Source organism: Lichenicola sp. GTC18331, assembly GCF_055386855.1.
On record NZ_AP045015.1, the window covers coordinates 3,273,816 to 3,297,576 of the forward strand.

General features: G+C 64.2%; 18 protein-coding genes and 1 tRNA gene. 14 read left to right on the forward strand and 5 right to left on the reverse strand.

Going from position 1 to position 23,761, the window contains the following annotated elements; genetic code table 11:
- Window positions 1-28 precede the first annotated feature (28 nt).
- Window positions 29-1,006, forward strand: a complete 978-nt coding sequence (locus ACZ5BM_RS15030; RefSeq protein WP_498908929.1) for a bile acid:sodium symporter family protein — start codon at window positions 29-31, stop codon at window positions 1,004-1,006.
- Here ACZ5BM_RS15030 and ACZ5BM_RS15035 read toward each other — a convergent pair.
- A complete protein-coding gene (locus tag ACZ5BM_RS15035) occupies window positions 996-3,677 on the reverse strand; it encodes a TonB-dependent receptor plug domain-containing protein (RefSeq protein ID WP_498908930.1) in 2,682 nt (893 codons plus the stop codon). The two genes, ACZ5BM_RS15030 and ACZ5BM_RS15035, sit on opposite strands and share 11 nt — an antisense overlap.
- Window positions 3,678-3,981: 304 nt before the next feature.
- Between ACZ5BM_RS15035 and ACZ5BM_RS15040 the strand changes: the two genes are divergently transcribed.
- The 3 genes from ACZ5BM_RS15040 to ACZ5BM_RS15050 are packed head-to-tail and all read left to right on the forward strand — an operon-like array spanning window position 3,982 to window position 6,487.
- Entirely contained in the window at window positions 3,982-5,562 is a 1,581-nt protein-coding gene (locus ACZ5BM_RS15040; protein WP_498908931.1) for a flavin monoamine oxidase family protein, read from the forward strand.
- Window positions 5,562-5,987, forward strand: a complete 426-nt coding sequence (locus ACZ5BM_RS15045; RefSeq protein ID WP_498908932.1) for a c-type cytochrome — start codon at window positions 5,562-5,564, stop codon at window positions 5,985-5,987. The genes ACZ5BM_RS15040 and ACZ5BM_RS15045 overlap by 1 nt, the downstream gene beginning before the upstream one ends.
- Window positions 5,987-6,487 (forward strand): RidA family protein, encoded by a 501-nt coding sequence (locus ACZ5BM_RS15050; protein WP_498908933.1) that lies wholly within the window; start codon window positions 5,987-5,989, stop codon window positions 6,485-6,487. The genes ACZ5BM_RS15045 and ACZ5BM_RS15050 overlap by 1 nt, the downstream gene beginning before the upstream one ends.
- Window positions 6,488-6,694: 207 nt before the next feature.
- Here the strand turns inward: ACZ5BM_RS15050 and ACZ5BM_RS15055 are convergent, their stop codons facing one another.
- Window positions 6,695-7,363, reverse strand: a complete 669-nt coding sequence (locus ACZ5BM_RS15055) for a DsbA family oxidoreductase (protein ID WP_498908934.1) — start codon at window positions 7,361-7,363, stop codon at window positions 6,695-6,697.
- A 95-nt stretch (window positions 7,364-7,458) separates the two neighbouring features.
- Here ACZ5BM_RS15055 and ACZ5BM_RS15060 point away from each other — a divergent pair, with 95 nt between their 5' ends.
- Window positions 7,459-8,478: a glycosyl transferase family protein gene (locus ACZ5BM_RS15060; protein WP_498908935.1), complete on the forward strand. Its 1,020-nt coding sequence runs from the start codon at window positions 7,459-7,461 to the stop codon at window positions 8,476-8,478.
- A 104-nt stretch (window positions 8,479-8,582) separates the two neighbouring features.
- Complete coding sequence (locus ACZ5BM_RS15065; RefSeq protein WP_498908936.1) at window positions 8,583-8,819, forward strand: hypothetical protein; 237 nt, start codon at window positions 8,583-8,585, stop codon at window positions 8,817-8,819.
- Between the two features lie 44 nt (window positions 8,820-8,863).
- Here the strand turns inward: ACZ5BM_RS15065 and ACZ5BM_RS15070 are convergent, their stop codons facing one another.
- Entirely contained in the window at window positions 8,864-10,027 is a 1,164-nt protein-coding gene (locus ACZ5BM_RS15070; RefSeq protein WP_498908937.1) for an alpha-E domain-containing protein, read from the reverse strand.
- Window positions 10,024-11,478: a circularly permuted type 2 ATP-grasp protein gene (locus ACZ5BM_RS15075; RefSeq protein WP_498908938.1), complete on the reverse strand. Its 1,455-nt coding sequence runs from the start codon at window positions 11,476-11,478 to the stop codon at window positions 10,024-10,026. The genes ACZ5BM_RS15070 and ACZ5BM_RS15075 overlap by 4 nt, the downstream gene beginning before the upstream one ends.
- 259 nt (window positions 11,479-11,737) lie before the next feature.
- Here ACZ5BM_RS15075 and ACZ5BM_RS15080 point away from each other — a divergent pair.
- The 8 genes from ACZ5BM_RS15080 to ACZ5BM_RS15115 all read left to right on the forward strand — a co-directional run bounded on the left by ACZ5BM_RS15080 (window position 11,738) and on the right by ACZ5BM_RS15115 (window position 21,494).
- Window positions 11,738-11,827, forward strand: a tRNA-Ser gene (locus tag ACZ5BM_RS15080).
- An 877-nt stretch (window positions 11,828-12,704) separates the two neighbouring features.
- Entirely contained in the window at window positions 12,705-12,944 is a 240-nt protein-coding gene (locus ACZ5BM_RS15085; protein WP_498908939.1) for a YtcA family lipoprotein, read from the forward strand.
- A 24-nt stretch (window positions 12,945-12,968) separates the two neighbouring features.
- Window positions 12,969-13,991 (forward strand): HlyD family secretion protein, encoded by a 1,023-nt coding sequence (locus tag ACZ5BM_RS15090; RefSeq protein ID WP_498908940.1) that lies wholly within the window; start codon window positions 12,969-12,971, stop codon window positions 13,989-13,991.
- A complete protein-coding gene (locus ACZ5BM_RS15095; RefSeq protein WP_498908941.1) occupies window positions 13,988-16,102 on the forward strand; it encodes an FUSC family protein in 2,115 nt (704 codons plus the stop codon). Before ACZ5BM_RS15090 ends, ACZ5BM_RS15095 begins: the two co-directional genes overlap by 4 nt.
- Complete coding sequence (locus ACZ5BM_RS15100) at window positions 16,099-17,628, forward strand: TolC family protein (RefSeq protein ID WP_498908942.1); 1,530 nt, start codon at window positions 16,099-16,101, stop codon at window positions 17,626-17,628. The genes ACZ5BM_RS15095 and ACZ5BM_RS15100 overlap by 4 nt, the downstream gene beginning before the upstream one ends.
- Before the next feature lie 359 nt (window positions 17,629-17,987).
- Window positions 17,988-18,869, forward strand: coding sequence for a fructose bisphosphate aldolase (locus tag ACZ5BM_RS15105; protein WP_498911666.1), 882 nt, complete (start codon window positions 17,988-17,990; stop codon window positions 18,867-18,869).
- Window positions 18,870-18,996: 127 nt separating this feature from the next.
- Window positions 18,997-19,632, forward strand: a complete 636-nt coding sequence (locus ACZ5BM_RS15110) for a class II aldolase/adducin head domain-containing protein (RefSeq protein WP_498908943.1) — start codon at window positions 18,997-18,999, stop codon at window positions 19,630-19,632.
- A 713-nt stretch (window positions 19,633-20,345) separates the two neighbouring features.
- A complete protein-coding gene (locus tag ACZ5BM_RS15115) occupies window positions 20,346-21,494 on the forward strand; it encodes an HD-GYP domain-containing protein (RefSeq protein WP_498908944.1) in 1,149 nt (382 codons plus the stop codon).
- A gap of 7 nt (window positions 21,495-21,501) precedes the next feature.
- Here the strand turns inward: ACZ5BM_RS15115 and ACZ5BM_RS15120 are convergent, their stop codons facing one another.
- Window positions 21,502-23,601: a S9 family peptidase gene (locus ACZ5BM_RS15120; protein WP_498908946.1), complete on the reverse strand. Its 2,100-nt coding sequence runs from the start codon at window positions 23,599-23,601 to the stop codon at window positions 21,502-21,504.
- Window positions 23,602-23,761 lie beyond the last annotated feature (160 nt).

Consider the following 23,761-nt stretch of genomic DNA (forward strand, 5'->3'; position numbering starts at 1 on the left):
CAATCGCTCCAGGTCCAGGCCCCTCACCATGCCCAAACTCGATCCGTTTCTTCTGGCGCTTCTTTCCGTGGTGGCGCTGGCGAGTGTGCTGCCCTGCCGTGGTGCCGCGGTGCCGCTGTTCCATGCGCTGACGATCGTCGTGATCGCGCTGATGTTCTTTCTCCAGGGAGCGCGGTTGTCGCGTGCGGCGGTGGTGGCGGGGCTGGCGCATTGGCGTCTGCATCTCTGCATCCTGGGTGCGACGTTCGTGCTGTTTCCGCTGCTGGGACTGGGGCTGCATGCGCTGTTTCCCAGTTTGCTGAAGCCGTCTCTGTGGTTCGGCGTGCTGTTCGTCTGCGTGCTGCCGTCCACGGTGCAGTCCTCGATCGCGTTCACCTCCATTGGCGGCGGCAATGTGCCGGCGGCGGTGTGTTCGGCGACCGCGTCGAACCTGCTCGGAATCATGCTGACGCCGTTGCTGACCGGCGTGGTGCTGGCAGGCGCGGTTCAGGGCGGCACGCATGTGTCGGCGGATGGGGTGCTGGACATCGTGTTGCAACTGTTGGTGCCGTTCGTGGCGGGGCAGGTCCTGCAGCCGTGGCTCGGCGGCTGGGCGGCGCGCAACAAGCGTCTGCTCACCTTCACCGATCGCGGGTCGATCCTGGTGGTGGTCTACACGGCGTTCAGCGCGGCGGTGGTGCAGGGGATCTGGCAGGCGGTGCCGCCGGCGCAGCTCGGGTTGATCCTGCTGGTGGATGCGGTGCTGCTGGCCCTGGTGCTGCTGGCGACCCGCTACGGGGCGCGTCTGCTCGGCTTTCCGCACGAGGACGAGGTGGCGATCGTGTTCTGCGGATCGAAGAAGACGCTCGCGACCGGCGTACCGATGGCGGGGGTTCTGTTTCCCGCCGCCATGGTGGGGCAGGTGGTGCTGCCGCTGATGATGTTCCACCAGCTGCAATTGTTCGTGTGCGCGGTGCTGGCCCGCCGCTATGCGCGACGGGCCGAGGCGGCTCTGGTCAGAACTTGAAGTTCAGGCGGCCGTAATAGAAGCCGCCATTGATCGGGATGGTGGACGAGGTCTGATCATAGAAGGCGACGTTCAGGTAGGAGAGCTCGGGCGGCATCTTGCGCGGACGGAGGTTGAACAGGTTGTTCGCGCCGATGGCGAGATGCAGACGCGCGGTGAGCTGGTAGCCGACTTCGAGGTCGGTCAGCCATTGCGGCGTATTGACGAACTGCGCGAACTGCGTGGAGGAATACCGGATGTCGGCCGGCGCCAGATCCTGATAGGTGACCATGTCCTTGGTCTGGCCGTAGCGGGTCCAGCGCAGGTTGGCGTCCCAGCGATCCTTCTTCCAGTAGGCGTTCAGGATGATCTTCGAGCGTGGCGAGGCGGTGGTCAGATAGGAGATGCTTTGCTCGTTGATGAATGGGTTTCCGAACGCGTCGGTGCCGTTATGGTGCAGGCGCGTACGGTTGAGGTCGACGGCGGCGCTCCAGTTCACCGTGCCGTACTGGTGGAAGTTGCTGTGGTAATCAACGTTGACGTCCGCGCCCTGCGTGCGCGTGCTGGCGCCGTTGGCGAAGTAATAGGCCGAGATATCGGAGTCTTCGATGCCGACCGGGAGGCTGGCACCGGTAGCCTCGATCGCGCTTCGTGCGGTGGCTCCGCTGCCGGACGTCTGGCTGCCGCTGAGGCCGCCGGCGCCGACAATGCGGTCGCGGATATTGATCTGGTAGACGTCCGCCGTGATCGACAGATTCGACAGCGGCTGCAGCACGATGCCCGCGCTGGCGTTGGTGGAGCGCTCCGCCTTCAGCGGCACGGCGCCGATCGATTGCGCGCCTTTCGACGTGGTGGCGAGAATGCCGCTGGCGCCGGTGGGTGACACATTGAGCGAGGAGTAGTTCTCTTCCGCCAGCGTCGGCGCGCGGAAGCCGTTGGAGATGGTGCCGCGGAGCGCAAGCCACTTGGTGAAATCGTAGCGTGTCGAGATCTTGCCGTTCTCGGCATTGCCGGCATCGGTGTAATGCTCGAAGCGGCCCGCGAAGTCGACATCCCAGTGCTGCAGCGGGTGAACGTCGTAGTCGATATAGCCGGCCCAAACATTGCGCGAGAAGCGGCCGGCATTCGAGGGCAGCAATCCGGCGAAACCCTGCGTGCCGCCGCCCGCCGTGGAGGCGAGGCTACCCGCGCCCAGCACATAGACTTCCGAGCGTTCCTCGGCGCCGAAGGCGATGTTCATCTTCTTGCCGAAGGCGGTGAACGGCCGGGTGAAATCGAGGTTGTTGGTCCACTGCGCGTTGGCTTGGCTCTGCGCCAGAACCGTTGTGGGCGAGAAGTCGAGCGGATAGCCGTAGCTCGGCAGGCCGGTTTCGGCGGTGGTCAGCAGATAGGGGTTGGCCGTATTCTTGTTGCCGATATTGGTGAGGTCTTCACCGTAGGTGGTGCTCAGGTCGGCGCGGAAGCCGAGCACATCGTTCGCCTTGACCCCGATCGTCGCCGCGTAGTCGTTTTCTTCGTCGGTTTCGAGCGGCGAGAAGCCCCACGGATAGAGCGTGGGCGCGATATAAGGTGCACGATAGTTCTCGTACGCCTCGGCGTGGCGGTGGCCGTAGGTGATCAGGCCATAGCCCTCGATCCCGCCCAGCGCGTCCTGTACCAGGGTCTTGCCGAAATCGATCGACAGGGTCTCGCGCGTCTCCTCGGGCATTCCGTTGATCTTGTTGGAATTGCCTGGGGTGGTGAAGGGACCGTGCTTGATGGCGGCCGGCTGGATTGGCCAGAAGGGTGAGGCGCTGGACCGGGAGTCCGTCGCCTGCGTCACGAAATGATCGGTGTGGTAGACCTGACCGCCGACATGGACGTAGCCGTCGTCGCCGAACGAGAATCCCTTGTCGGCATCCAGTTGATACTGCCAACCATCGCCGTTATAGGCGCTGGCGCCGGTGAACGCCGTGGCACTCCCGCCATGGTTGGTCTTCTTCATGATCACGTTGACCACGCCGGCGATGGCGTCGGAGCCGTACTGCGCGGCCGCACCGTCGCGCAGGATCTCGATATGGTCGATCGCGGCCGCCGGGATCATGTTCAGATCGACCGGGGTGGCGCCCTGTTCGGGACCGGCATCGGCGGTGATGTTGGAGGTCATGTGACGGCGCTTGCCGTCGATCAGCACCAGCACGTCGTTCGGGTTCAGGCCGCGCAGTCGGATCGCCGCGACCAGCGCCTGGGTGTCGGCGCCATAGGCCTGGATGCTGATGGACGGATCGGTGCGCGAGAGCTGCGCGGACAGGTTCACCTGGCCGGAGCGGCTGAGCGTGGCGGCCGAGATCACGTCGATCGGGCTCGTGCTGTCGCGTGCCTTCTTGCCGAGATTGCGGGTGCCGGTGACGATGACGGATTCACCGGAATCCATCGACGACACGGCCGAGCGCGAGGAGTGCCCGGCGGGCGCGACCAGGGTCGGTGCGGTCACAGCGGCGGCCGGCACAGCGACGCCATTATCCGTCGGGGCGGTGCTCGCCGCGGTGCTGTGGACGCTTTTTTTCGCGTGTTTGTGCGCGTGATGCGTGGGGGCCGAACCGGCTGACGGCGCGGTCTGCGCCTGTGCCGGAACAATCCCGGCCGCGATGGCGAGTGGGCAGACGGACACCAGAAGTAATCCGCGCAGGCCGCTCGTCGTCGAAATCCTCATTCGCCTCTCCATCGTGGCGGCAGCGGAAACCCTTCGATGCGGGCTTCATGACGCCGTCGCCAAACGTTGCTCTGCCGCGATGATCTGATCAGCCGCTTCCGGTTGCCAAGCGGTTTATTGCACAAACCTGAAGCATTACGGCGGGTGCGACATAAAAGAGACAGTTAGAAACGCTCGAAATATAGGCATAAGCCCATTAAACCATCTTGTTGACGGCAAGTTTGCTGCCTGTTTAGCCTTGTTCCGGTCCGGACATGATCCGTTGACAGCGTTGGAGCATGACACGTTGAATCGACCATTCTCGATGGCGCCGACCCGACGGCAGCTGCTGATGCGCATCGGCGCCGCAGCGGGCAGCGTGGCCGTGTATCAGGCGATGACGCGGCTCGGACACGCCGCCGGAACCGATTTCCATGGTTCGCCCGATCTCTCCGGGGCAAAGAAAGGCACCAGCGTTCTGGTGCTCGGCGCCGGTCTGGCCGGAATGCTGGCCGCCTACGAACTGCGCAAGGCCGGCTACAGCGTGCGCGTGCTGGAATATCAGAACCGCTCCGGCGGCCGGAACTTCACCCTGCGCGGCGGCGACACGCTCACTGAACTGGGCGGCGCGACGCAGCATGTGAAGTTTGCAGCCGGAAACTACATCAATCCCGGCCCGTGGCGCATTCCGTATCACCACCAGGGTCTGCTGCATTACTGCAAGCTGTTCGGCGTGCAGCTCGAACCGTTCGTGCAGGTGAACCACAACGCGCTTTTGCACGACAGCGCGACGTTCGGCGGCAAGCCGCAGCGCTACCGCGACATCATGACCGATTTCACCGGCTACACCGCCGAGCTGGTGGCGAAATCGGTCAACCAGAACAAGCTCGACCAGCCCGTCACCGAAGACGAGAAGCACGATCTTCTCGCCGCCATGCGTGGCTGGGGTCTGCTCGACAAGAATTACAACTACGTGAAAAGCGAATCCGCTTCTCTGCGTCGCGGTTTCGAGAAACCGCAGGGCGGCGGCCCGGACGGTGCGCCGACCCCGTCCACGCCATTCACGCGGCATGACGTCATGAAGTCCGGCCTGTGGGAATGGCTGAGCTTCAACATGACCTACGACATGCAGACCACCATGTTCCAGCCTGTGGGCGGCATGGACATGATCGGCAAGGGCTTCGCCAAGCAGGTCAACGATCTGGTCACGCACAACATCAAGGTCACCAAGATCGCGCAGGACGGAAACGGGGTCACGGTTTCCTATCTCGACAACAATAAGGGCGGCGCCGTGGGCGAAGCCAAGGCGGATTGGTGTGTGTGCACGATCCCGTTGTCGATCCTGAGCGAGATCGAGGTGCAGGCGGGTGCGCCGATGAAGGCGGCGATCCAGGCGGTGCCTTACGCGTCCTCGGTGAAGATCGGGCTCGAATTCAAGCGCCGTTTCTGGGAGCAGGACGATCAGATCTATGGCGGCATCTCGTTCACCAACCAGCCGATCAGCCAGATATCCTATCCGTCCACGCGCTATTTCACCGACGGTCCGGCGGTGCTGCTGGGCGGCTACATGTTCGGCCCTGCGGCTTATGCATTCGCGGGCATGACCCCGGAAGAACGCGTGCAGGAGGCGCTGAAGCAGGGCGCCGTGTTCCATCCGCAATATGCCTCGGAGTTTTCCAACGGGGTCGGCGTGGCCTGGAGCCGTATGCCGTGGTCGCTCGGCTGCTGCTCGATGTGGAGCGAGGAAGCGCGCAAGGCGCACTACAAGCCGCTCACCGAGATCGACGGTCGCCTCGTACTGGCTGGCGAACACGCTTCCTATATCGGCTGCTGGCAGGAAGGCGCGATCCTGTCCTCCATCAGCGCGATCACCCGTCTCCACCAGCGTGCGATCGGAGCCGCCTGATGCGCCGTTCTTCCCGGACGCTTGCCGCGATCCTTCTGGCCGGTGCAGCGATCGTGCCCGCCCGCGCCGCCTTCGCCGATGCCGCCGCCAACGTCGCCGGCGAGGCCACGCACAGCACGAACGGTGCCGAGATCTACAAGCAGGTCTGCCAGGGCTGCCACATGCAGAACGGCAAGGGCGGCACCGGCGCCGGTACGATCCCGGCCCTGGCCGGAAACCCCAAGCTCGCCAGTTCGGGTTATCCCGTCTTCATGGTTCTGAACGGGCGCGGCGGCATGCCGTGGTTCGGCACCATGCTGAACGATACCCAGGTGGCGGCGGTGGTGAATTACGTGCGCACCAATTTCGGCAACCACTACACCGACCCCGTGAAGCCCGAAGACGTGGCTCAGCAGCGTGGGCCTGCGCCTACCATGGAGAAATGATGTCGATGAACGCTCTCGCTTTGCGTGCCGCCTTCGTGGCTGCCACCCTGATCGCCGGCACCGGCGGCGTGCAGGCGGCCGAACTGTTGCGCCACAGCACAGGCAAATTCCCGATCGCGTCCGCGATCGAAGTGCCGCCGGGTTACACCACGATCTATCTCTCCGGGCAGGGCGCCGATCCCTCCGACAAGACCGCCAAGCCGATGACGCTGGCGGCCTATGGCGACACCGAAACGCAGACGCGCAGCGCGCTCGGCAAGATCAAGGCAGAGCTGGAGACGCTGCATCTGACGATGGCCGACGTCGTGCAGATGCATGTCTACATGGTCGCCGATCCGAAGCTCGGGAAGATGGATTTCGCCGGGCTGATGAAGGCCTATACCGAGTTCTTCGGCACCAAGGAGCAGCCGAACCTGCCGACCCGATCCGCCTTCCAGGTGGCCGGCCTGGCCAATCCGGGCTGGCTCGTGGAGATCGAGGTCACCGCCGTCCGCAAGTAGGCGCGCGACACCGTTCCGCCTTTCTTTCGGTCTGGAGGAAGGCGGAAGAGGTGTTCTTTCTTGAAAGAAAGAACCAAAGAACTTCTGTCTGTTTGAGCGAGTGCCATTTGGGATAGATCATCAAAACGGATAGAAGTCTTCTTGCTTCTTTGTCTTCAGAAAAAGAAGGTCATTCCCATCTTAACTTTCCTGGAATGCATATTATCCTTAGCCGATAATCCTTTCCAGCGCCGCGGCGTCCAGCAGGCGCTCCAGAACCTTGGTGTCTTGCACCCCGGCGACGGCGAAATCCCCGTCGATCACCACGCAGGGCACGCCGGCGATCCCGGCCCGATGCGTGCCGAGATTATCGACGTGCACCGCATCTTCGAAGGCACGCGAGGCCAGCATACGCGCCGCCGCTGCTGGATCGAAGCCGGACTCTGCCGACAGGACAGCCAGCGTATGCGTATCGCCGATATCGGCGCCTTCGGCGAAGTGCGCCTGCATCAGCCGGCAGACCAGTTTGGTGGCGTCGCCGCGCTCGGCGGCCCAGCGGATCAGCCTGTGCGCGTTCACCGTCGAGGGCACGCGCTTCATGAGCTCGAAGCGAAACGGCACGCCATCTTCCAGGCCGATCCGTGTCACGGCTGAATAGAGCCGCCTGGCACGCACCTCGCCGCCATATTTGCGCAGCGCATGATCGAGCCGGCTCATGCCCTCCGGGGGCATATCGGGATCGAGCAGGAAAGGCCGCCAGATCAGATCGAAGCTGAGCAGGGGGCGACCGTGCAGCGCGTCGAGCAGCCGGGTGATGCCCAGGTAGCACCAGGGGCAGACGAAATCGAAGATGATCTCGATCGTTTGCCGGCCGGGGCGTGGGTTGAGTGCGTTCACAGCGTCATTTTATGCCAAAACCGGCGCCGAGCCAGCGCGATCATCGCTCGGGCACCGGATTTTCGGAGCACCTCCTGCAAGGAACGACCCTGCGCATGCCGACGCCGCATCCCGATTCCGTCGCACGCTTCGCCCAGTATGTCGCGACCCTTGGCCGTGGGCCGGGGCGGTCGCGCGCCCTGACGCGCGAGGAAGCAAGGGATGCACTGTCGCTGGTTCTGGCCGACGCGGTCGATCCGGTGCAGCTCGGCGCTTTTCTGATGCTGCTGCGCTATCGCGGCGAGGACGCGGACGAGATTGCAGGGCTGGTGGATGCCGCGCGGGCCGATCTTCAGACCGGGCATGACATGGCGGCGAGCGGGCCTGTGGACCTGGACTGGCCAAGCTACGGCGCCGGCCGCACGCGGGAGGCGCCTTGGTTTCTTCTGGCGGCGCTGGCTCTGGGGCGGAGCGGTGTGCGCGTGCTGATGCACGGCACCAACGCATTCGGCAGCGGCTTGTCTGTGGAGGACGGGCTGTCGGTGCTCGGTTTGCAGCCATCGGAGGATGCGGCCTCCGTGGGGGAGGCGCTGCAGCGGTCCGGTTTCGCCTACTGGCCTGTGCGGTTCATGGCGCCGAAGCTCGATCGGCTGCTGGCCATGCGCGCCTTGTTCGGTCTGCGCTCGCCGATCAACACGGTGGCGCGGCTGATCGACCCCGCAGACAGTTCGGTCTCGGTCGATGGCGTGTTCCACCCGCCCTACATCGCCGTGCATGTGGCTGTGGCGGAGCGATTTGCCCGACGGAGCCTTGTGGTGATCAAGGGTGGCGGTGGAGAAGCGGAGCGCACGCCGTTGAAGCCGGTCACGGCGCATCGCCTGGGGGCCATGGGGGTGAGCGAACTGCTTCTGCCCGCCCTGGCGCCGGAAAGCGCGCCGGTTGCGGTGGATGCGTCGGTCTTCGCGGCGGTGTGGGCGGGGACGGGACGGTACGAGCGCGTGGAGCAGACCGTGGTGGGGACGATCGCCCTGGCACTGTTGGCGCTGGAGCCCGGACTCGATCCAGCGGCCGCCGATGCGAAAGCCATCGGGATCTGGGGGAACCGGCACCGAGGGGATCGTGTTGTGTCGAAATGACACCGTCACACTGTGTCATGAATCGCGCGTCCGGCATCCTTCCGGCGCGGATTGGCCATAATCGGGGCGGTTAGATCGGCCCAGACTTTATCACGGAGAGTTCCATGTCCAACCGTTCCACGATGGCTGTACTGTTCGGCGCTGCCATGCTCATGGGTGTGGGTTTGTCGGGCCAGGCGATGGCCAAGGGCTGCATCAAGGGCGCCGTCGTCGGCGGTGTCGCCGGGCATGTGGCCGGTCATCACGGTGCGATGGGCGCCGCGGCTGGCTGCGCCGTCGGTCATCATGAGGCGGCCAAGAAGGCCAAGGCCGACTCCAGCACCGCCAATCCGCCGAGCTGAGGCTGTTTTGCCCGGCACCTCTCCCGGTGCCGGGCATCGTTGTTTCAGGTTTGAATCGGCTCCGGCGGCGCGTTTCTGCTGTCGCGGTCGATTTGGTTGATGACGCCGATGGTCTGCGTCATGCCTCCCATGCTCTGGCTCATGCCGCCTCCGCCCATGGTCTGATTCGCAGAGTGGCCGATCTGCGTCCCGCTGGCCGGCTCGACCGGCACCGGAGCAATGGCCCAGAACGCCTCGGCGATTTCGTCGTGGATATGATGAAGCTGCACCTGCACCCAGTCGAGGAACTCGTGCAGGCCACGTAGGATGATCTGCTCGATGGTCTGGTCGGCGAGGGCGGCGCGAAGCTCGTCCATCCGTTCCAGCGCGTTGCCGCCGCGACGCAGACCGTAATCGGTGCGGAGCTGACTGAGCGCCCAGTTCACCTGACGGAGCGTGAGCACCAGGGAGCGCGGAAATGCGTTGTTCAGCAGCAGGAAGCCGGCGACCGCTGCCGGAGTGAGCGAGCGCGGCATCATGCGGCGATAAGCATGGTAGGCGGCTGCGGAACGCAGAACGGCGCTCCACTGGCTCATATCCACCTGGCTCCCGACCTCGGCATCGCGCGGCAGAAGCGTGTGGTATTTGATGTCGATGAGGCGCGTGGTCTGGTTGCCGCGCTCCAGATACTTGCCGATGATGTAGAAATACCAGCCCTGGTCACGGTAGAACGTGCCTTCGGTGATGCCGTAATGGGTCTGGCATTCCTGCTTGAGACGGGCGCAGAGCGCGGACAGCTGCGACGGGCGGATGTCCCAGCGGGTCAGGCCGCGCACCCATTTGTGCATCATGTTGAGATGTGTCCACATCTCGGTCGAGATCAGCGGGCGCAGGGTGCGGGCGTTCTCGCGGGCGACCTGGATCAGCGACGCGATCGAGTTCGGGTTTTCGCGATCGAGCAGATAGAACTCGGCAACGCTGTTCACGTCCGCTTCGGCGCGGCCTGCGAAGAAGCGTTCCTCGTCGGCGTTGATCTGCACCACCGAGCGCCAGTCGTTTTCGCCGGTGCCGGTGCGGGTGAAGGTGTCGGTGACGTCGATGATGCGGGCGAGGTTCTCGATCCGCTCCATGTAACGAGCGAGCCAGACCGTGCTTTCGGCGTAACGCGACAGCAGCGCCTGTCCCCTGCGCAGCGGTTCGTGTACCGGATGAATCGTCGCGCCCGTCATGATTGCAGCACCCAGGTATCCTTGGAACCGCCGCCTTGGGAGGAGTTCACCACCAGCGATCCTTTCTTCAGTGCGACGCGCGACAGGCCGCCGGGCAGAACCCATGTGGAATGTCCGGTGATGGCGAACGGTCGGAGATCGACATGTCTGGCCTGCACGCCCTCCTCGGACAGCGTGGGGGCGGTGGACAGATTGATCACCGGCTGGCTGATGTAGTTGGCCGGATCGGCCTTGAGCTTGGTGCGGAACTCGTCCAGCTCGGCTGTGCTCGCATGAGGCCCGATGATCAGCCCGTAACCGCCGGACTCCCCGACGGGTTTGACCACCAGCTTCTCGAGATTGTCGAGCGTGTATTGAAGACCGTCCGCTTCGCGGCAGATGTTGGTCTCGACATTGTCCAGGATCGGATCCTGGTCGAGGTAGTATTTGATGATGCGCGGCATATAGGCATAGATCGCCTTGTCATCGGCGACGCCGGTGCCGACCGCGTTGGCGATCGCCACATTCCCCCGCCGCCACGCATCGACAAGACCGCGGACGCCGAGTTGGCTATCCGGGCGGAACACGTCCGGGTCGAGGAAATCGTCGTTCAGACGGCGGTAGATGGCGTGAACGGGACGGAGACCGGCGATGGTGCGCATGAACACGCGCCCGTCTTCCACCACCAGGTCGCGGCCTTCCACCAGAGGCACGCCCATCTCTCGGGCAAGAAAAACGTGTTCGAAATAGGCGGCGTTGTAGATGCCGGGCGAGAGCAGCACGACCTGCGGGTCGGGGACGTGTTCCGGCGCCATCGCCGCCATGGCCTGTTGCAACCGCACGCCGTACTCATCGACGCCGCGAATGCGTAGCCCGGCGACCAGATCCGGCAGTACCCGCAGCATCATGTGCCGGTTCTCGATCACGTAGGAGACGCCGGACGGGGTGCGGGCGTTGTCTTCCAGAACCAGGAAACGGCCCAGCTCGTCGCGCACGATGTCTGTGCCGTTGACATGCACATAGACGCCCAGCGGCACGTCGAGCCCCATCATCTCGGGGCGGAAATTGCCGTTGCCCAGGACCAGATCGCGCGGAAGGATATTGTCCTTCAAGATCTTCTGGTCGTGGTAGATGTCCCACAGGAACTGGTTGATGGCGGTGACGCGTTGTACGACGCCGCGTTCGACCACGTCCCACTCCGCGGCGGTGAGGATGCGCGGGATCAGGTCGAACGGCAGAATGCGGTCGATCGAATCGCGTTCGGAATAAACCGTGAACGTGATGCCCAGATTGTAGAGCTCGGCTTCGGCTGCGCTGGCGCGTCGGCGGAGTTCATCCTCGTCGAAGCCGCGCAGACGGTCGCGCACCAGCGCCACGGTCGGGTCCATCGGACCGATCGCATTCATGATCTCGCAGAAGAAACGCGGATTGCCGTAATTCTGGAACAGGCCGGAACCCGACACCGGGCTCATGCGGCGGAATCCTTGGGGAAGCTCGTCCTGCCGCGGGCGTGGTTCAGGCGTGGGTTCGACATCCGGGACACCTGACATTTGGCGTGTTTGATCATCTCAAAAAAGCAAGAAAAGGTGCGCCCGCCAAGACCTGCGTGACGGTCGTGCGACAGGAGCGGGCAGGTGCAGGGCCATCGTGGGCTGGTATTCGAGGGGATGGCGTTCCTTTCGGCCGGTGACTGTTTGCCCGTACTCCGGTTTGCGGCCATATAGGCCGGCCGGAGAGGTGGCCGAGTGGTTTAAGGCTCCAGTCTTGAAAACTGGCGAGCTCGCAAGGGCTCCGTGGGTTCGAATCCCACCCTCTCCGCCAGAGCCGCACCAAAAAGCAAGCAAAGCCAGTGGGTTGGGCAGGTGTCGCTCTCGCTCCTACCTTCACCCCCATCTGGTGCACGCCTTTTATTGTTGACCGTCCTTGCCGCTCACCTGACCCGAGATGCAATCCCGCGCTACCGGCCGATCTTCGGGTGCTGATCGTTGCTCTCAGGCGATCGGGAATGCCTCCAGGCAGGCTGGGGCTCTGCATCTCACATGTGACGCGCTAAGATGTCCGTTTAGAGTGGATTGCCCGGTCGTCGACCTTCGGGCGTAGGAAGGAGACACTCTGTCGAACGGCCCTGTCGCATCCGGCAACCGGTTTCTCGGCACGTGTGCTCAAATCGCCGGTAACCCTTCCCGCTCTGACCGTCGACGATCGATCGTCGGCGTTGACGACGGCTTTGCCGATCGAGACCGGTTTCGTTCGCTGCTCATGATCGAGGCGGGTTTGAATGATCGGGCCTCGGAATTTGCGGCATGACCGACCGCGCCAGGCCGTACGTCGCACCGATCTGTCAGGCCCGATCGCAGCGTGTCAGTCATCGAACACCGTAACGCTCATTCGCCGTGCGAACAGTTTGCAGTATCGGAGTGCCTGAGGTGCATACGCCTGCAACCTACAACATCGATGGCGAGGCGAAATTAGATCGAAGAAACATAGTATAAGTGCATCTCTCCCGGTGGGGCTGAAGAGCTGAATGCGGAGGGCTTCCTCGATGCCCGCAATCGTGCCTAGATTGAACCACGATAACGGGTATCGATCGGTATCAGATGCTGGGAATGGGATCCGCTTGGACCGAGGAACGCATCCGTTGCTAGCGCGATCGAACAAACCTCGCTCACTGATGCTATCGGTCCAGGCGCGGTTGATCGTGGCGACTCCCGTCCTTGCCTTGTGCTCCTGTGACCGCGCGCCGTCGATCAGCATTCTCGGCTCCTATGTTCCGGCCTGGTTGATCTGCTCGGCTTTCGGCCTTCTGTGCGTCGGCATGGTCAATCTGCTGCTCGGCCGACTGGGTTTCCTGAAATACGTCCCGTTGTCCGGCGTCGCCTTGTTTGCCATCGGGGTCGCGGCGGGTGTGGCCATGTGGTTGCTGATCTATGCGAACTGAACGTCCAGCCACGGCACGCACGAGATGACCGCATCGTTCAAGACCTGGCTCGGGCGTGGCCTGTTCGCCGCAGCGCTCCTATGCGCCATCGTCCTTTCGGCAATCGCTCTGCTGCGCGTGTCGCATCAGCCACGCACGGATGATGCCTTCCTGCAGGCCGATCTCGTGCATCTCGCGCCGCAGGTCAGCGGGCAGATCGTCGCGCTCCCGGTGCGGAACAATGCGATCGTCCATCGCGGCGACGTTCTGTTCCAGATCGATCCGCAACCGTTCCGCTTGCAGGTCGACCAGGCCAGGGCGCAGGTGGCGTCGCTGGAGGCGTCTCTCGCCACGGCGACTCGCGAAGTCCAATCGCAGCAATCGGCAGCCCTGGCGGCGCGCGCTTCCGTGAAGGCAGCTGGTATCCAGCGCAAGTTGGCCGAAGACACGGCCTCTCGTCTCGTGCCTCTCGGCGCGCATGGCTTCGTCTCCACGCAGAAAGTGGAGGATGCCAGAGCCAGCGCCCTGGAAGCCAGAGTGTCGCAGGAACACGCCGTCGCCGAGGCGGATCGCGCCCAGCAGGCCGTGCGCGACACCGCATCCATCTCCGCCGATCTCGAAGGCGCTCGCGCCAGCCTCGCGCTGGCCGAACGCAATCTGCGTCTGACGCGGGTATTGTCGCCCTGCGACGGCCGGATCACAGGGCTGGACATCGCAGCCGGCGAATACGCGACCGTCGGCAAGCCGGTCTTCACCATCATCGATACCGAACATTGGTTCGCCACCGGCAATCTGCGCGAAACCGATCTCCGTAACATCGCGATCGGTCAATCCGTGCGTGTGTTCGTTCTGTCGAATCCCGACCGGCCGCTCACAGGCCGGGTGGAAAGCTTCGGCTGGGGCGTCACGCCCGACGAGGCGGAAGGCACCGACGGGTTGCCGAAAGTCGCCAGAAGTCTGGATTGGGTCCGGATCGCCCAGCGCTTCCCCGTGCGGGTCATGCTCGATCGGCCGCCGGCCGACATGATGCGGATCGGCGCGACGGTGACGCTGGTGTTTGGACCGTGAGTGGTTCCGTCCTACCTGCCGTCGACCTTGGTGACACCACCGGCTGGGCCGGCATTCTGCGAAAGGAACTGAAACCGACCGATGGTCGCCTCGGCAACACGATCCGTCTCACGGCGGTCTGCATGTTGGCGATCATCATCGGCGAATGCTTCCGTCTGCCGAGTGTCGCCTTCCTCGCCTATATTTCGTTTATCGTTGCCAATAACGAAGCCGGTTCGACGATTCGATTGGCCCTGACCGGAGGTGCGGCTTTGATCGTCGCCACCTTCGCCAGCATCGGTGTATTCGCGATCAGCCTGTCCGAACCGGCGTTGCGGATCGCGCTCATGTCGGTCCTGATCTTCCTCACCGGCTTCCTGTCCCGCGCCGCCTTGAAGGGGCCGATCTTCTACGTGCTGGGTCTGTGGACGGTGTATCAGCTGCCCAGCGGCGACACGTTGATCGAGGATGCGGCCCAGCAATCTTATCTCACCGGCAATACGACCTCGTCCTCCATCCCTGACATCGCCTTCATGTCGCCGGAAGAAGCCCTGTTGCATTCCGAGCTCTGGAACGCGTTCACCCTGCTTCTCGCGTTGTCGATCGTCGTGCTGGTCAACTATTTCGCGGGCCGCGATCCGGCCCCCGTCGTACGAAAGCGGATCCGAGAACGGATCGCCGCCGCCGCGGATTGGTGCAATGGTGATCCAGATGCGCGCGAGCGGCTGCGCGCTTTTGCGCGTGAGGGGACCAGTCCGGTCCAGGCGCTCGTCACCGCGTCCAAAGTGCTCAAGCGCGAGCCGGTGCCGGGCGCCGACGTTTCCGCCCTCATCAGTGCTGCGCATCGCCTGTGCCTGGTTCTGCTCGCGGCGGCGCATCTGCCGGAGGGAACCATTCCGGACAGTATTCGCCGGACCGCCGCCGCGCGATGCACGGACATCCTTCGCAGGATCGACGGCGGCAATAAGCCCGTTTCCGATCCGGCGATCGTCGATAGCGATGCGGCACCGTCGAACGAACATCCGTTGGCGCTCCAGCTTCAGACGTCCCTCGACGAGGCGGAGGCCGCGCTGACGCATCGCGAGAAGCCAGAGAATAAGGCGTCGTCCGCTCTGCTGCGCCCGGATGCATGGACCAATCCTGAATACGTGCGGCATGGCCTCAAGCTGACCATCTGCGCCATGATCGTCTACCTGATCGAGCGGGTCACCGACTGGTCGGGTATCCATACATGCCTCGTCACGTGCTTCGTGGTGGCGCTGGAAACCAACGGCGCCTCGGTGCACAAGATGGTCATGCGCATCGGCGGCTGCGTGATCGGCGCGCTGCTCGGCCTAATCGTTATCCTGCTTGTCATGCCGCATCTGACCGGACTCGGCGATCTGCTGTTGGCGATGGCCGGCCCGCTGCTGTTGGCGGCCTGGGTGCGCAGCGGTTCGCCGCGGTCGAACTATGTCGGCCAGCAGATGGCAATCGCCTTCTTCTCCTTCGTGCTCAGCGGCTACGGCCCGACGCTCAACATGGAGGGTGGCCGGGACCGCGCGGTCGGCATCCTGCTCGGCGACGTCGTGGTGTTCGTGGTCTATGCCAACCTCTGGCCGTCACCCGTCGCGGCCAAGGTGCGAGACGCGGTCGCACGGGCATTGCGCGAATTCGCCGCCTTACTCGGAGGCAGAGACAAGCGCCCTGCACGCGATATCCGCGGCGCCATCGATGCGGCGATCGGCGCGGCACAATCCCATCTCGTCAACGACCCGTTCGATCCCAGCGACCGGAATCGCGGCCCTCTCGTTGCCGCCTCGCCGGGCGCCATCAATGGCGGCACCCTGCGCGATCTGCAGGCGCTGGAAATCCCCGCTCTGGCGCTTCGTCTCACCGATCCCGACGGTCGCGTGACCGATGCGGACAACCGTTACCGCGCCGACATGGCCGCATGGCTCACCGCTTTGGCCGACTGGGTACAGGCGGGAACCGACCCCGCTGTTCTGCGCGACACGTTTCCGGACCGGCCGGACGACGGCGCGTCCGATGCGTCGGTGTTCTGGGCGCGCAAGTTCCACCGGGATGCCGCCAAACTGGCCTCGACGTTGCTGCCGAGCCGAAGCCTGTCCGCAACGGGGAGAACGGAATGATCCGTCGCGCGCCGCTTCGCGCCGGAGCCGCCATGCTGTGCTGTGTTCTGGCCGCGTGCAACGACACCAGCGATCTCGCACCGGCAAGCCCGAGCGCGCCGTGGCGGCCCGACGGCGCCGCCACGGGCGGTGCTGTCGCTGCCGGACACCCGAGACTGGTCTACGACCTCCCGCATGACCCGGCCTTGCCCTGGCCCGACCCGCATCCGACGATCGACCCGCATCACCGCTACACTCTGGTCGAGCTGATCGATATCGCGCAGCGCAACAACAAGCAGACCAGGATCGAGTGGGAGCGTGCGAAGCAGGCCGCGATCGGTGTCGGAATCGCTCAGGGCGCCTATCTTCCGCGCATCACCCTCGAAGCGCTCGGCGGCTATCGCAGGCAGACCTCGCCTTTCCCGAAGGAGCTCAGCGGAAACGGCGACAGCTACATCACCTCCAATGCGACCGCGGTGTTTCCGTCCCTCACCATCGACTACCTGCTGCTCGATTTCGGCCGGCGTGCCGCGTCCGTCGAGGAGGCCCGTCAATCCTCCGTCGCGTCCAACATCGTCTTTACCGCCGCCCATCAGCAGGTCATTCTCGACGTCACGCAGGCCGAACTGTCCCTTCAGGGCGCGGAGGCCGATCGCGCCGCGGCGGAACAATCGCTCCGCAACGCCACGCTGCTCGCCGACGGTGCTCGTGACCGCTACAAGCACGGGGAAGGGACCGTGACCGATATCGGCGACGCCGAACGCAACGTGATGCAGGCCAAATACGACCTCACGGACAAGGCCGCACGCTGCGACGCCGCCCGCGACAGCCTCGCCACCACGCTGGGATTGCCGCCGGCGACGCCGATCCAGATCGTGTCGCTCGACCAGCAGCCGGTTCCGGACGGCATCGACGCGGCCTTGCCGGAACTCATGCACGATGCGCTGCGACGGCGCCCCGATCTTCAGGCCGACCTCGCCAAGCTGCGGGCGAGCGAGGCGGCGGAGGCGGAAGCCAGATCGGATCTGATGCCGTCCCTGTCGATCGCCGCCAAAGGCACAGAGGATATCGGACGCATCAGCACCAACCGCTCCCCCTCGACCAGCTTCGAGGCCCCCGAGACCGGCATCTATCTCGATTTCCGCTGGACGCTGTTCCAGGGCGGCGAGCGCGCCAACCTCGTCCGCATGGCCCATTCCCGGCGTGCGGAAGCGGAGGCGACGCTGCAGCAGGCAGAAGACCAGGGCATGCGGGAGGTCGCCCTGGCCTATGACGGGCTGGTCTCGGCGGTTGCCCGCTACAAGGCGGCGATCGCGCTGCGCAAGGCCGCCAAGACCGCGTTCGACGCCGATGCCGCATCGTTCCGTCAGGGCGTCGAGCCGCTGACGGTCGCGAGTTCCGCCGCGGCGTCGCTCGATTCCGCCTCCGCCACGGTGGTGCGCAGCCACGCAGGGGTTCTTGCCGCCAGCGCCGTGCTGGCTTTCGCGACGGGCCGGCTGACCGGAAGCGACGGGCCGGGCACGATGCAGGCGACGAGCCGCCCCTGATCCCGTTCGAACGCTCATCGTCGGAACCGGCGACGGCAGGTTGCGACGATGTAAAGGCCGAGACGGGCAGGAGGCCACGATCGTCTCGGTGGGCGACGCGGTCCGTCCTGAGGACGTTCTGGGCAAAGTCCCGAGGCGAGGGTGCTGCTGTCCGCCTCCGCCACTCGCCGAGAACCGCGGCTGCCCCCGTCAGGCAGCCCGAGCCGATCGGCAACGGTCGGTCCTCTGCCGCATTATGGCAGCGAGGACCGCGCGCGGCGCAAAGGCGTGGCGCGCGTGCAAACCGCCGGTCGATCCCGTATCGTCCGCCGGGGCACCTAATCAATTCGACGAGGGAGAGTTCATTGGCCGACCAGAAGATGATGGCGCAGGCTCGCGACAAAGCGGGCTTCATCGCGGCTCTCGACCAGAGCGGCGGGTCGACGCCGGGCGCCCTGCGCCAGTACGGCATCGGTGAGGATCGCTACAACGGCGACGCCGAAATGTTCGCCCTGATGCACAAGATGCGTGTTCGTATCATGACCTCCCCCGTCTTCACCGGCGAGAAGGTGATCGGGGCCATCCTGTTCGAACGGACCATGGACGGGGATGTGAACGGCAAGCCCGTTCCGAGCTATCTGTGGGAGGAACGCGGCGTCGTTCCCTACCTCAAGATGGATAAGGGCCTGGAAGCGGAAGAAGACGGCGTCAGCCTGATGAAGCCGATCCCGAATCTCGACCCTCTGCTCGAGCGTGCCGTCAAGCTCGGCGTGTTCGGCACCAAGATGCGCTCCACCGTCAATCTGCCGTCGCGCACCGGAATCGCCGCCATCGTTCGGCAGCAGTTCGAGGTTGCCGATCAGATTCTCGCGCATGGCTTGGTGCCGATCCTCGAGCCGGAAGTCCTGATCAAGAGCCCGGACAAGAAGGCCGCCGAGGCGATCCTGCGGGAGGAACTGCATCGTGGTCTGGATGCGCTCTCGTCGGACAAGAACGTGATGTTGAAAGTCACCATTCCGGAAGAGGCCGATTTCTATGCGCCCCTGATCGCCCATCCGCGCGTGGTGCGCGTGGTGGCGCTTTCGGGCGGTTATCAGCGCACCGACGCCTGCCATCGTCTTAAGCACAACCCGGGCATGATCGCCTCGTTCTCGCGCGCCCTGGTGGACGATCTGCGCGACCAGATGAGCGATTCCGAATTCGATGCGGCGCTGCGCCGCTCGGTGGACGAAATCTACGACGCGTCCGTCAACAAGGTCTGACCGGAGCGGGGCCGGATGTCGGTTCGTCCGGCCCCTGTCGTCTCGGAGGGTTCACGGTTCCGAACATCGCATTACGCGCTGTCGCAGGCTAGGATTCCGGCCCTATCGAACCGACCAGGATCAGCCCGTGACCTCCGACGCTTCCGAACCCGCCTTCCAGCGTGCCGCCGACCAGATCATCGCAATCGGCCAGCGTATGGACCGTTTCGGCTGGGTGCCGTCGATCGGCGGCAACATCAGCGTGCGCCTGGATGCAGACCGCATCGCCATTACTCGCAGCGGTGGTCGAAAAGGCTTCCTGACTCGGGATGGGGTCATGGTGGTCGATCTCCACGGCCGGTCGCTGACCGAAGGGGGACGTCCCAGTGCGGAAACCGGACTTCACTGCCAGATCTACCGCGCCTTTCCGGAGATGGGCGCCGTTCTGCATGGTCACTCGGTGGCAGCGACCGTGTTGTCGCGTCTGAATCAGGAACACGGGATCGTTCTGTCCCACTACGAGATGATCAAGGCGTTTGCTGGTCAAACGACCCACGAAACCAGCGTGATCGTTCCTCTGCTGGCGAACGATCAGGATATCGAACGTTTGTCAGGCGTCGTCGCTGACCGATTGCATGGTCCGGTGCCCGGCTACGTTCTGCGCGGTCATGGCGTTTATGCCTGGGGTCGCGACGCGGAACAGGCGCTCTGCCATCTCGAGGCACTCGAGTTTCTCCTCGCTTGTGAGCTCGAGACACGGAAAGCAGCCTCCCTGCTTCGATAAAAGGGCAGTCACCACGGCCTCACGACTCGAAGGGAAGTGGGTTTCAGAATTGTGAACGTGTTTCGTTCAGTAACGCTCATCTCGCTGAGAGATCTTCGTGTCTGGTTGCGCGGTCGGGTCTCGAAAGGTGGCCGATGTATCGTGATGGTCTCAGTCGTTTCTGATAGGATGCAGCTCCACAGTTCCACGCTGCATCCGTCATGCATCGAGCCTGCGTTCTGGTCCTGATGGATCATGAAGGCCAATCGCCCGATATGTACTGACGAATGGCCTGAGCGCTCCGAAAGAACCCGCGGTCGGCCTCACAGATGATCACGTTGCCTTCATGCCGTATCGAGAACCTGTTGCAGATCGAATTTTAGTCGCTGAATTTGTCTCCTGATGGAGAAATGCGTCAGCGGATTGATATCATGACGATCTCTCCGGCAAATCTGCACGCGATATTGGCTGCGGGAAGCATCGACGATCCGTTCCGGGCGGTTCGTAAGCCGTGGACGAACACAGTGCTGGTTCACCAGCCGGCGGGTTCAACTTGCGGGTCCACTTCGGCCAACCGATATGTTTGCCAAGCGCTGGACGCCCCATATCCCGGGCTTCTTAACCGAGCGTTCATTGTTACCCAGGTAGAACAGCGGAACGCCCGCTGACGGGCGATCCCGTTCTGGAACACGAGCTGTCATGTTCGTTCACCTTTCTCTGGTTTTCGCCAGATCATGCTGAGCCAGGCCGGGGCAACCTGGATCCGGCCTCGTTCGATCGGCAGCGGCGGCGGCTCCTCCCAGAAGGCGGGTGCAAACCTGAACCGGCGGCTGTTGCTTCTGAGCCAGAACGAGCGTCAGGGGCGTGCGCTCGCCCGCACACTCGGGATGGCGTATTCGGTCGAGTACTACGATCTCCGCCGTGGCGCTCCGCGACATGCATTGCCCGATCTGGTGGTCACGATCGGGACGCCGCTCAGCTGCCGCAGCGAAATCGAGAGTCTTCGTTGCGTGTTCAAGCCTTTCCTGGCCAACGGGATCCCGTTGCTGTGTCTGCTCGACAAGCCGACTCCGCATGAGGAGGTGCATGCTCGCGTGATCGGCGCGACAATGGTGATGCCGCAGGAAACACCGTCCCGGCTGATCGGCTCAGCAGTCCGGGCTTTGCTTGGCGCTCCTCCCAAGCCCACCTCCGCCGCTCGACAGGCGGCGATGCGTGCAACAGCTCAGGAGGTCGGCTTCGCACTGGCCGATCTGATGAACAGTGCTGCCGCGGGCGGTCCCGTGGACGCCAATCTGACCGAACAAGCCGGTGTGCTGTTACTGAACGCCCTCGACGGCGATGGCATTCGCGACTGGATGGAAACGGTCAGCCAGATTCACGACCCTACCTATCATCATTGCCTGCTGATGGCAGGCGTCATGGCCACCTTCGTCCTACGACTCGGTTTCCGACGAGAGGATTGCGAGAGGCTGACTCAGGCGGCGATTCTCCATGATATCGGCAAGGCGCTGATCCCGGTGGACATCATCAACAAGGCCGGCAAACTTACTCCGGAGGAGATGAATATCGTCCGCTGCCATGCGGCCTACGGATACGATCTGCTGGCTCTTCAAGGCGGACAGCATCCGCAAATTCTATCCATCGTTCGCAGCCACCACGAATATTTGGACGGTACCGGTTATCCCGACGGCCTGCGCGGTGCCGAGATTTCGGATTCGGTGCGGATCGCCACCATCTGCGACGTCTTCACCGCTTTGGTCGAGCGTCGGTCCTACAAACCCAGCCTGCCGCCGGCCGAGGCCTTCGTGCTGCTCGAGCAGATGCATGGCAAGCTCGACCCGAGTCTTCTGGGAGCGTTCCGAAGGGTCTTCGGCGGCTGAGCAGTTCTCAGGCTGCTCCGACAGACCAGATCGCGAAAGCCTGAACCAGCGCTGCCTCCTTCAATGCATCGAACCGCCCCGACGAGCCGCCATGGCCGGCTTCCATGTTGATACGGCACAGGACAGGTCTTCCGCTGGTGGACACGTCGCGCAGAGCCGCCGCCCATTTCGCCGGCTCCCAATAGGTCACGCGCGGGTCGGACAGGCCGCCCATGGCCAGGATCGCCGGGTAGGGGCGCGGCGCCAGATTCTCGTAAGGCGAGTAGGAGCGAATCAGCGCGAATGCCGTCGCATCCTCGATCGGATTGCCCCATTCCGGCCATTCCGGCGGCGTCAGCGGCAAGGAGACGTCGCTCATGGTGTTCAGCATGTCCACGAACGGAACCTGCGCGACGATACCGGCGAACAGTTCCGGTGCCAGATTGGCCACGCCGCCCATCAGCAGGCCGCCGGCGGAAGCGCCATGCGCAACGATGCGTCCGGCCGCAGCTAATTTCCGGTCGATCAGATGCCGGGCGCAAGCGACGAAATCGCTGAAACTGTTCGGCTTGGTCGGGCCGCGGCCGCCCAGAAACCAGTTCCAGCCCTTCTCGGAGCCGCCGCGCACATGCGCCACCGCATGGACCCAGCCGCGATCCACCAGGCTCAGCGTGCGCGTGGAGAAACTGGCTTCGATCGCATGGCCGTAGGAACCGTAGCCATAGAGCAGTACCGGCGCGCTGCCATCGGTCGGCGTATCGCGCCGCATCAGCAGGGTGATCGGCACCTCTGCGCCGTCGGATGCGGTCGCGTGAAGACGCCGGGTGACATAAGCGTCCGGATCGTGCCCAGAGGGCACTTCCTGTGTCTTACGCAGCGTCGTTTCACCGGAGCGCATGTCGTAATCGTACCAGTGACGCGGCGTGGTGGGAGACTGGTAGCCGTAGCGCAGAGTGGTGGTGTCGTATTCGTAGGAACCGTCGAGCGAAAGCAGGAATGCCTCTTCCGGCATGGCGATCTCGCGCGCCACAGCCCGTGGATCGGCGTTGCCGGCCTCCGCGAACGGCAGCACCAGAATGCGGTTGTTGACGTCCTTGCGTTCGATCCAGGCCAGATGGTCGCGGAACACGCTGGCGCCGATGATGAAATGGCCGGGCCGATGCGCGACGAAAGGTGTCCAATGGGCGCGGTCCGGCGCTTCCAGAGGCGCCTGCATCAGCGTGAAGTCCGTGGCACCGTTGGTATTGGTGTGGATCACGAACCGGTCCCGCCAGGGGATCAGCTCGTAGCGCTCGCCTTTGATCCGCGGCGCGACGACGCGCGGTTCCGCCGTCGGGTCGTCGCCCGCGATCAGCAGCGTTTCGCTGGTTTCCTGATCACCGGCCGTGATGCTGATCCAGTCGCGCGATGCGCTCAGCCCGACGCCGATGAAGAAGCCCGGATCGCGCTCCTCGTAGATCAGCGTGTCGTCTCCGCCGCGCGACGGGCGTCGATAGATTCGTGCCGGGCGGCCGTTCTCATCGCGCCAGGTCCAGAACAGCCAGTCTCCAGCGGGGGAAAAGCAGAAATCACCGGTCGAGCTCTCCACCGGGTCGGGTAGCGTTTCACCGGTCTCCAGATCCCGCACCTGGATGCGATACACTTCGGAGCCCTGTGCATCCTCGGCCCATGCATACAGGCGATGGTCCGGGGCGTGATGCGCGGCGCCGACCACGAAATAATCCTTGCCAGCGGACAAGGCCTGCACGTCGAGCAGCACCTCTTCCGCACCGCCGCCGCGTGGTCGTCTGGCATGCACCGGATGCTGCGCTCCGGGCTCGTAGCGGGCGTAATATTCGAACGGCCCGTCCGGCACCGGCGGCGACATCTCGTCCTGCTTCAGCCGGCCCCGCATTTCGGCCAGGATCGCCTCCTGGAGCGGCCTGGTCGGCTCCAGCAGCGTATCGGCGTAGCGGTTCTCCGCCCGCAGATGCTCCGCAATATCGGCGCGCAGCGCGGAGGGGTCGCGCAGCACGGTCTGCCAGTTCTCATCCTTCATCCAGGCATAGGGGTCGGTCCGTTCCTGCCCGTGCTGCACGATCTGCTTCGGTTCGCGACGGGCGTAAGGCGGGTTCGGGGCGTCGGTCATGCGGATATCCGTTCGGAGACTGGCAGCGGATCGGTCACTGGCAGCGAGGGTGCCGGCGAGAATGCCCGTGAGGCTAGCAGCATCGTCCGCAGGGGAAAGCCCGGCGACGCGAGCCGGTCGTCCCATGCGACCGACGTTCGCCCATGCGCTTGGTCGGACC

Bases quoted from the DNA above. Each gene is read 5' to 3' on its own strand.
- ACZ5BM_RS15030 (WP_498908929.1), top strand. From the start codon at position 29: ATGCCCAAACTCGATCCGTTTCTTCTGGCGCTTCTTTCCGTGGTGGCG.
- ACZ5BM_RS15035 (WP_498908930.1), bottom strand. From the start codon at position 3,677: ATGAGGATTTCGACGACGAGCGGCCTGCGCGGATTACTTCTGGTGTCC.
- ACZ5BM_RS15040 (WP_498908931.1), top strand. From the start codon at position 3,982: ATGGCGCCGACCCGACGGCAGCTGCTGATGCGCATCGGCGCCGCAGCG.
- ACZ5BM_RS15045 (WP_498908932.1), top strand. From the start codon at position 5,562: ATGCGCCGTTCTTCCCGGACGCTTGCCGCGATCCTTCTGGCCGGTGCA.
- ACZ5BM_RS15050 (WP_498908933.1), top strand. From the start codon at position 5,987: ATGTCGATGAACGCTCTCGCTTTGCGTGCCGCCTTCGTGGCTGCCACC.
- ACZ5BM_RS15060 (WP_498908935.1), top strand. From the start codon at position 7,459: ATGCCGACGCCGCATCCCGATTCCGTCGCACGCTTCGCCCAGTATGTC.
- ACZ5BM_RS15065 (WP_498908936.1), top strand. From the start codon at position 8,583: ATGTCCAACCGTTCCACGATGGCTGTACTGTTCGGCGCTGCCATGCTC.
- ACZ5BM_RS15070 (WP_498908937.1), bottom strand. From the start codon at position 10,027: ATGACGGGCGCGACGATTCATCCGGTACACGAACCGCTGCGCAGGGGA.
- ACZ5BM_RS15075 (WP_498908938.1), bottom strand. From the start codon at position 11,478: ATGAGCCCGGTGTCGGGTTCCGGCCTGTTCCAGAATTACGGCAATCCG.
- ACZ5BM_RS15090 (WP_498908940.1), top strand. From the start codon at position 12,969: ATGACCGCATCGTTCAAGACCTGGCTCGGGCGTGGCCTGTTCGCCGCA.
- ACZ5BM_RS15100 (WP_498908942.1), top strand. From the start codon at position 16,099: ATGATCCGTCGCGCGCCGCTTCGCGCCGGAGCCGCCATGCTGTGCTGT.
- ACZ5BM_RS15105 (WP_498911666.1), top strand. From the start codon at position 17,988: ATGATGGCGCAGGCTCGCGACAAAGCGGGCTTCATCGCGGCTCTCGAC.
- ACZ5BM_RS15115 (WP_498908944.1), top strand. From the start codon at position 20,346: ATGCTGAGCCAGGCCGGGGCAACCTGGATCCGGCCTCGTTCGATCGGC.
- ACZ5BM_RS15120 (WP_498908946.1), bottom strand. From the start codon at position 23,601: ATGACCGACGCCCCGAACCCGCCTTACGCCCGTCGCGAACCGAAGCAG.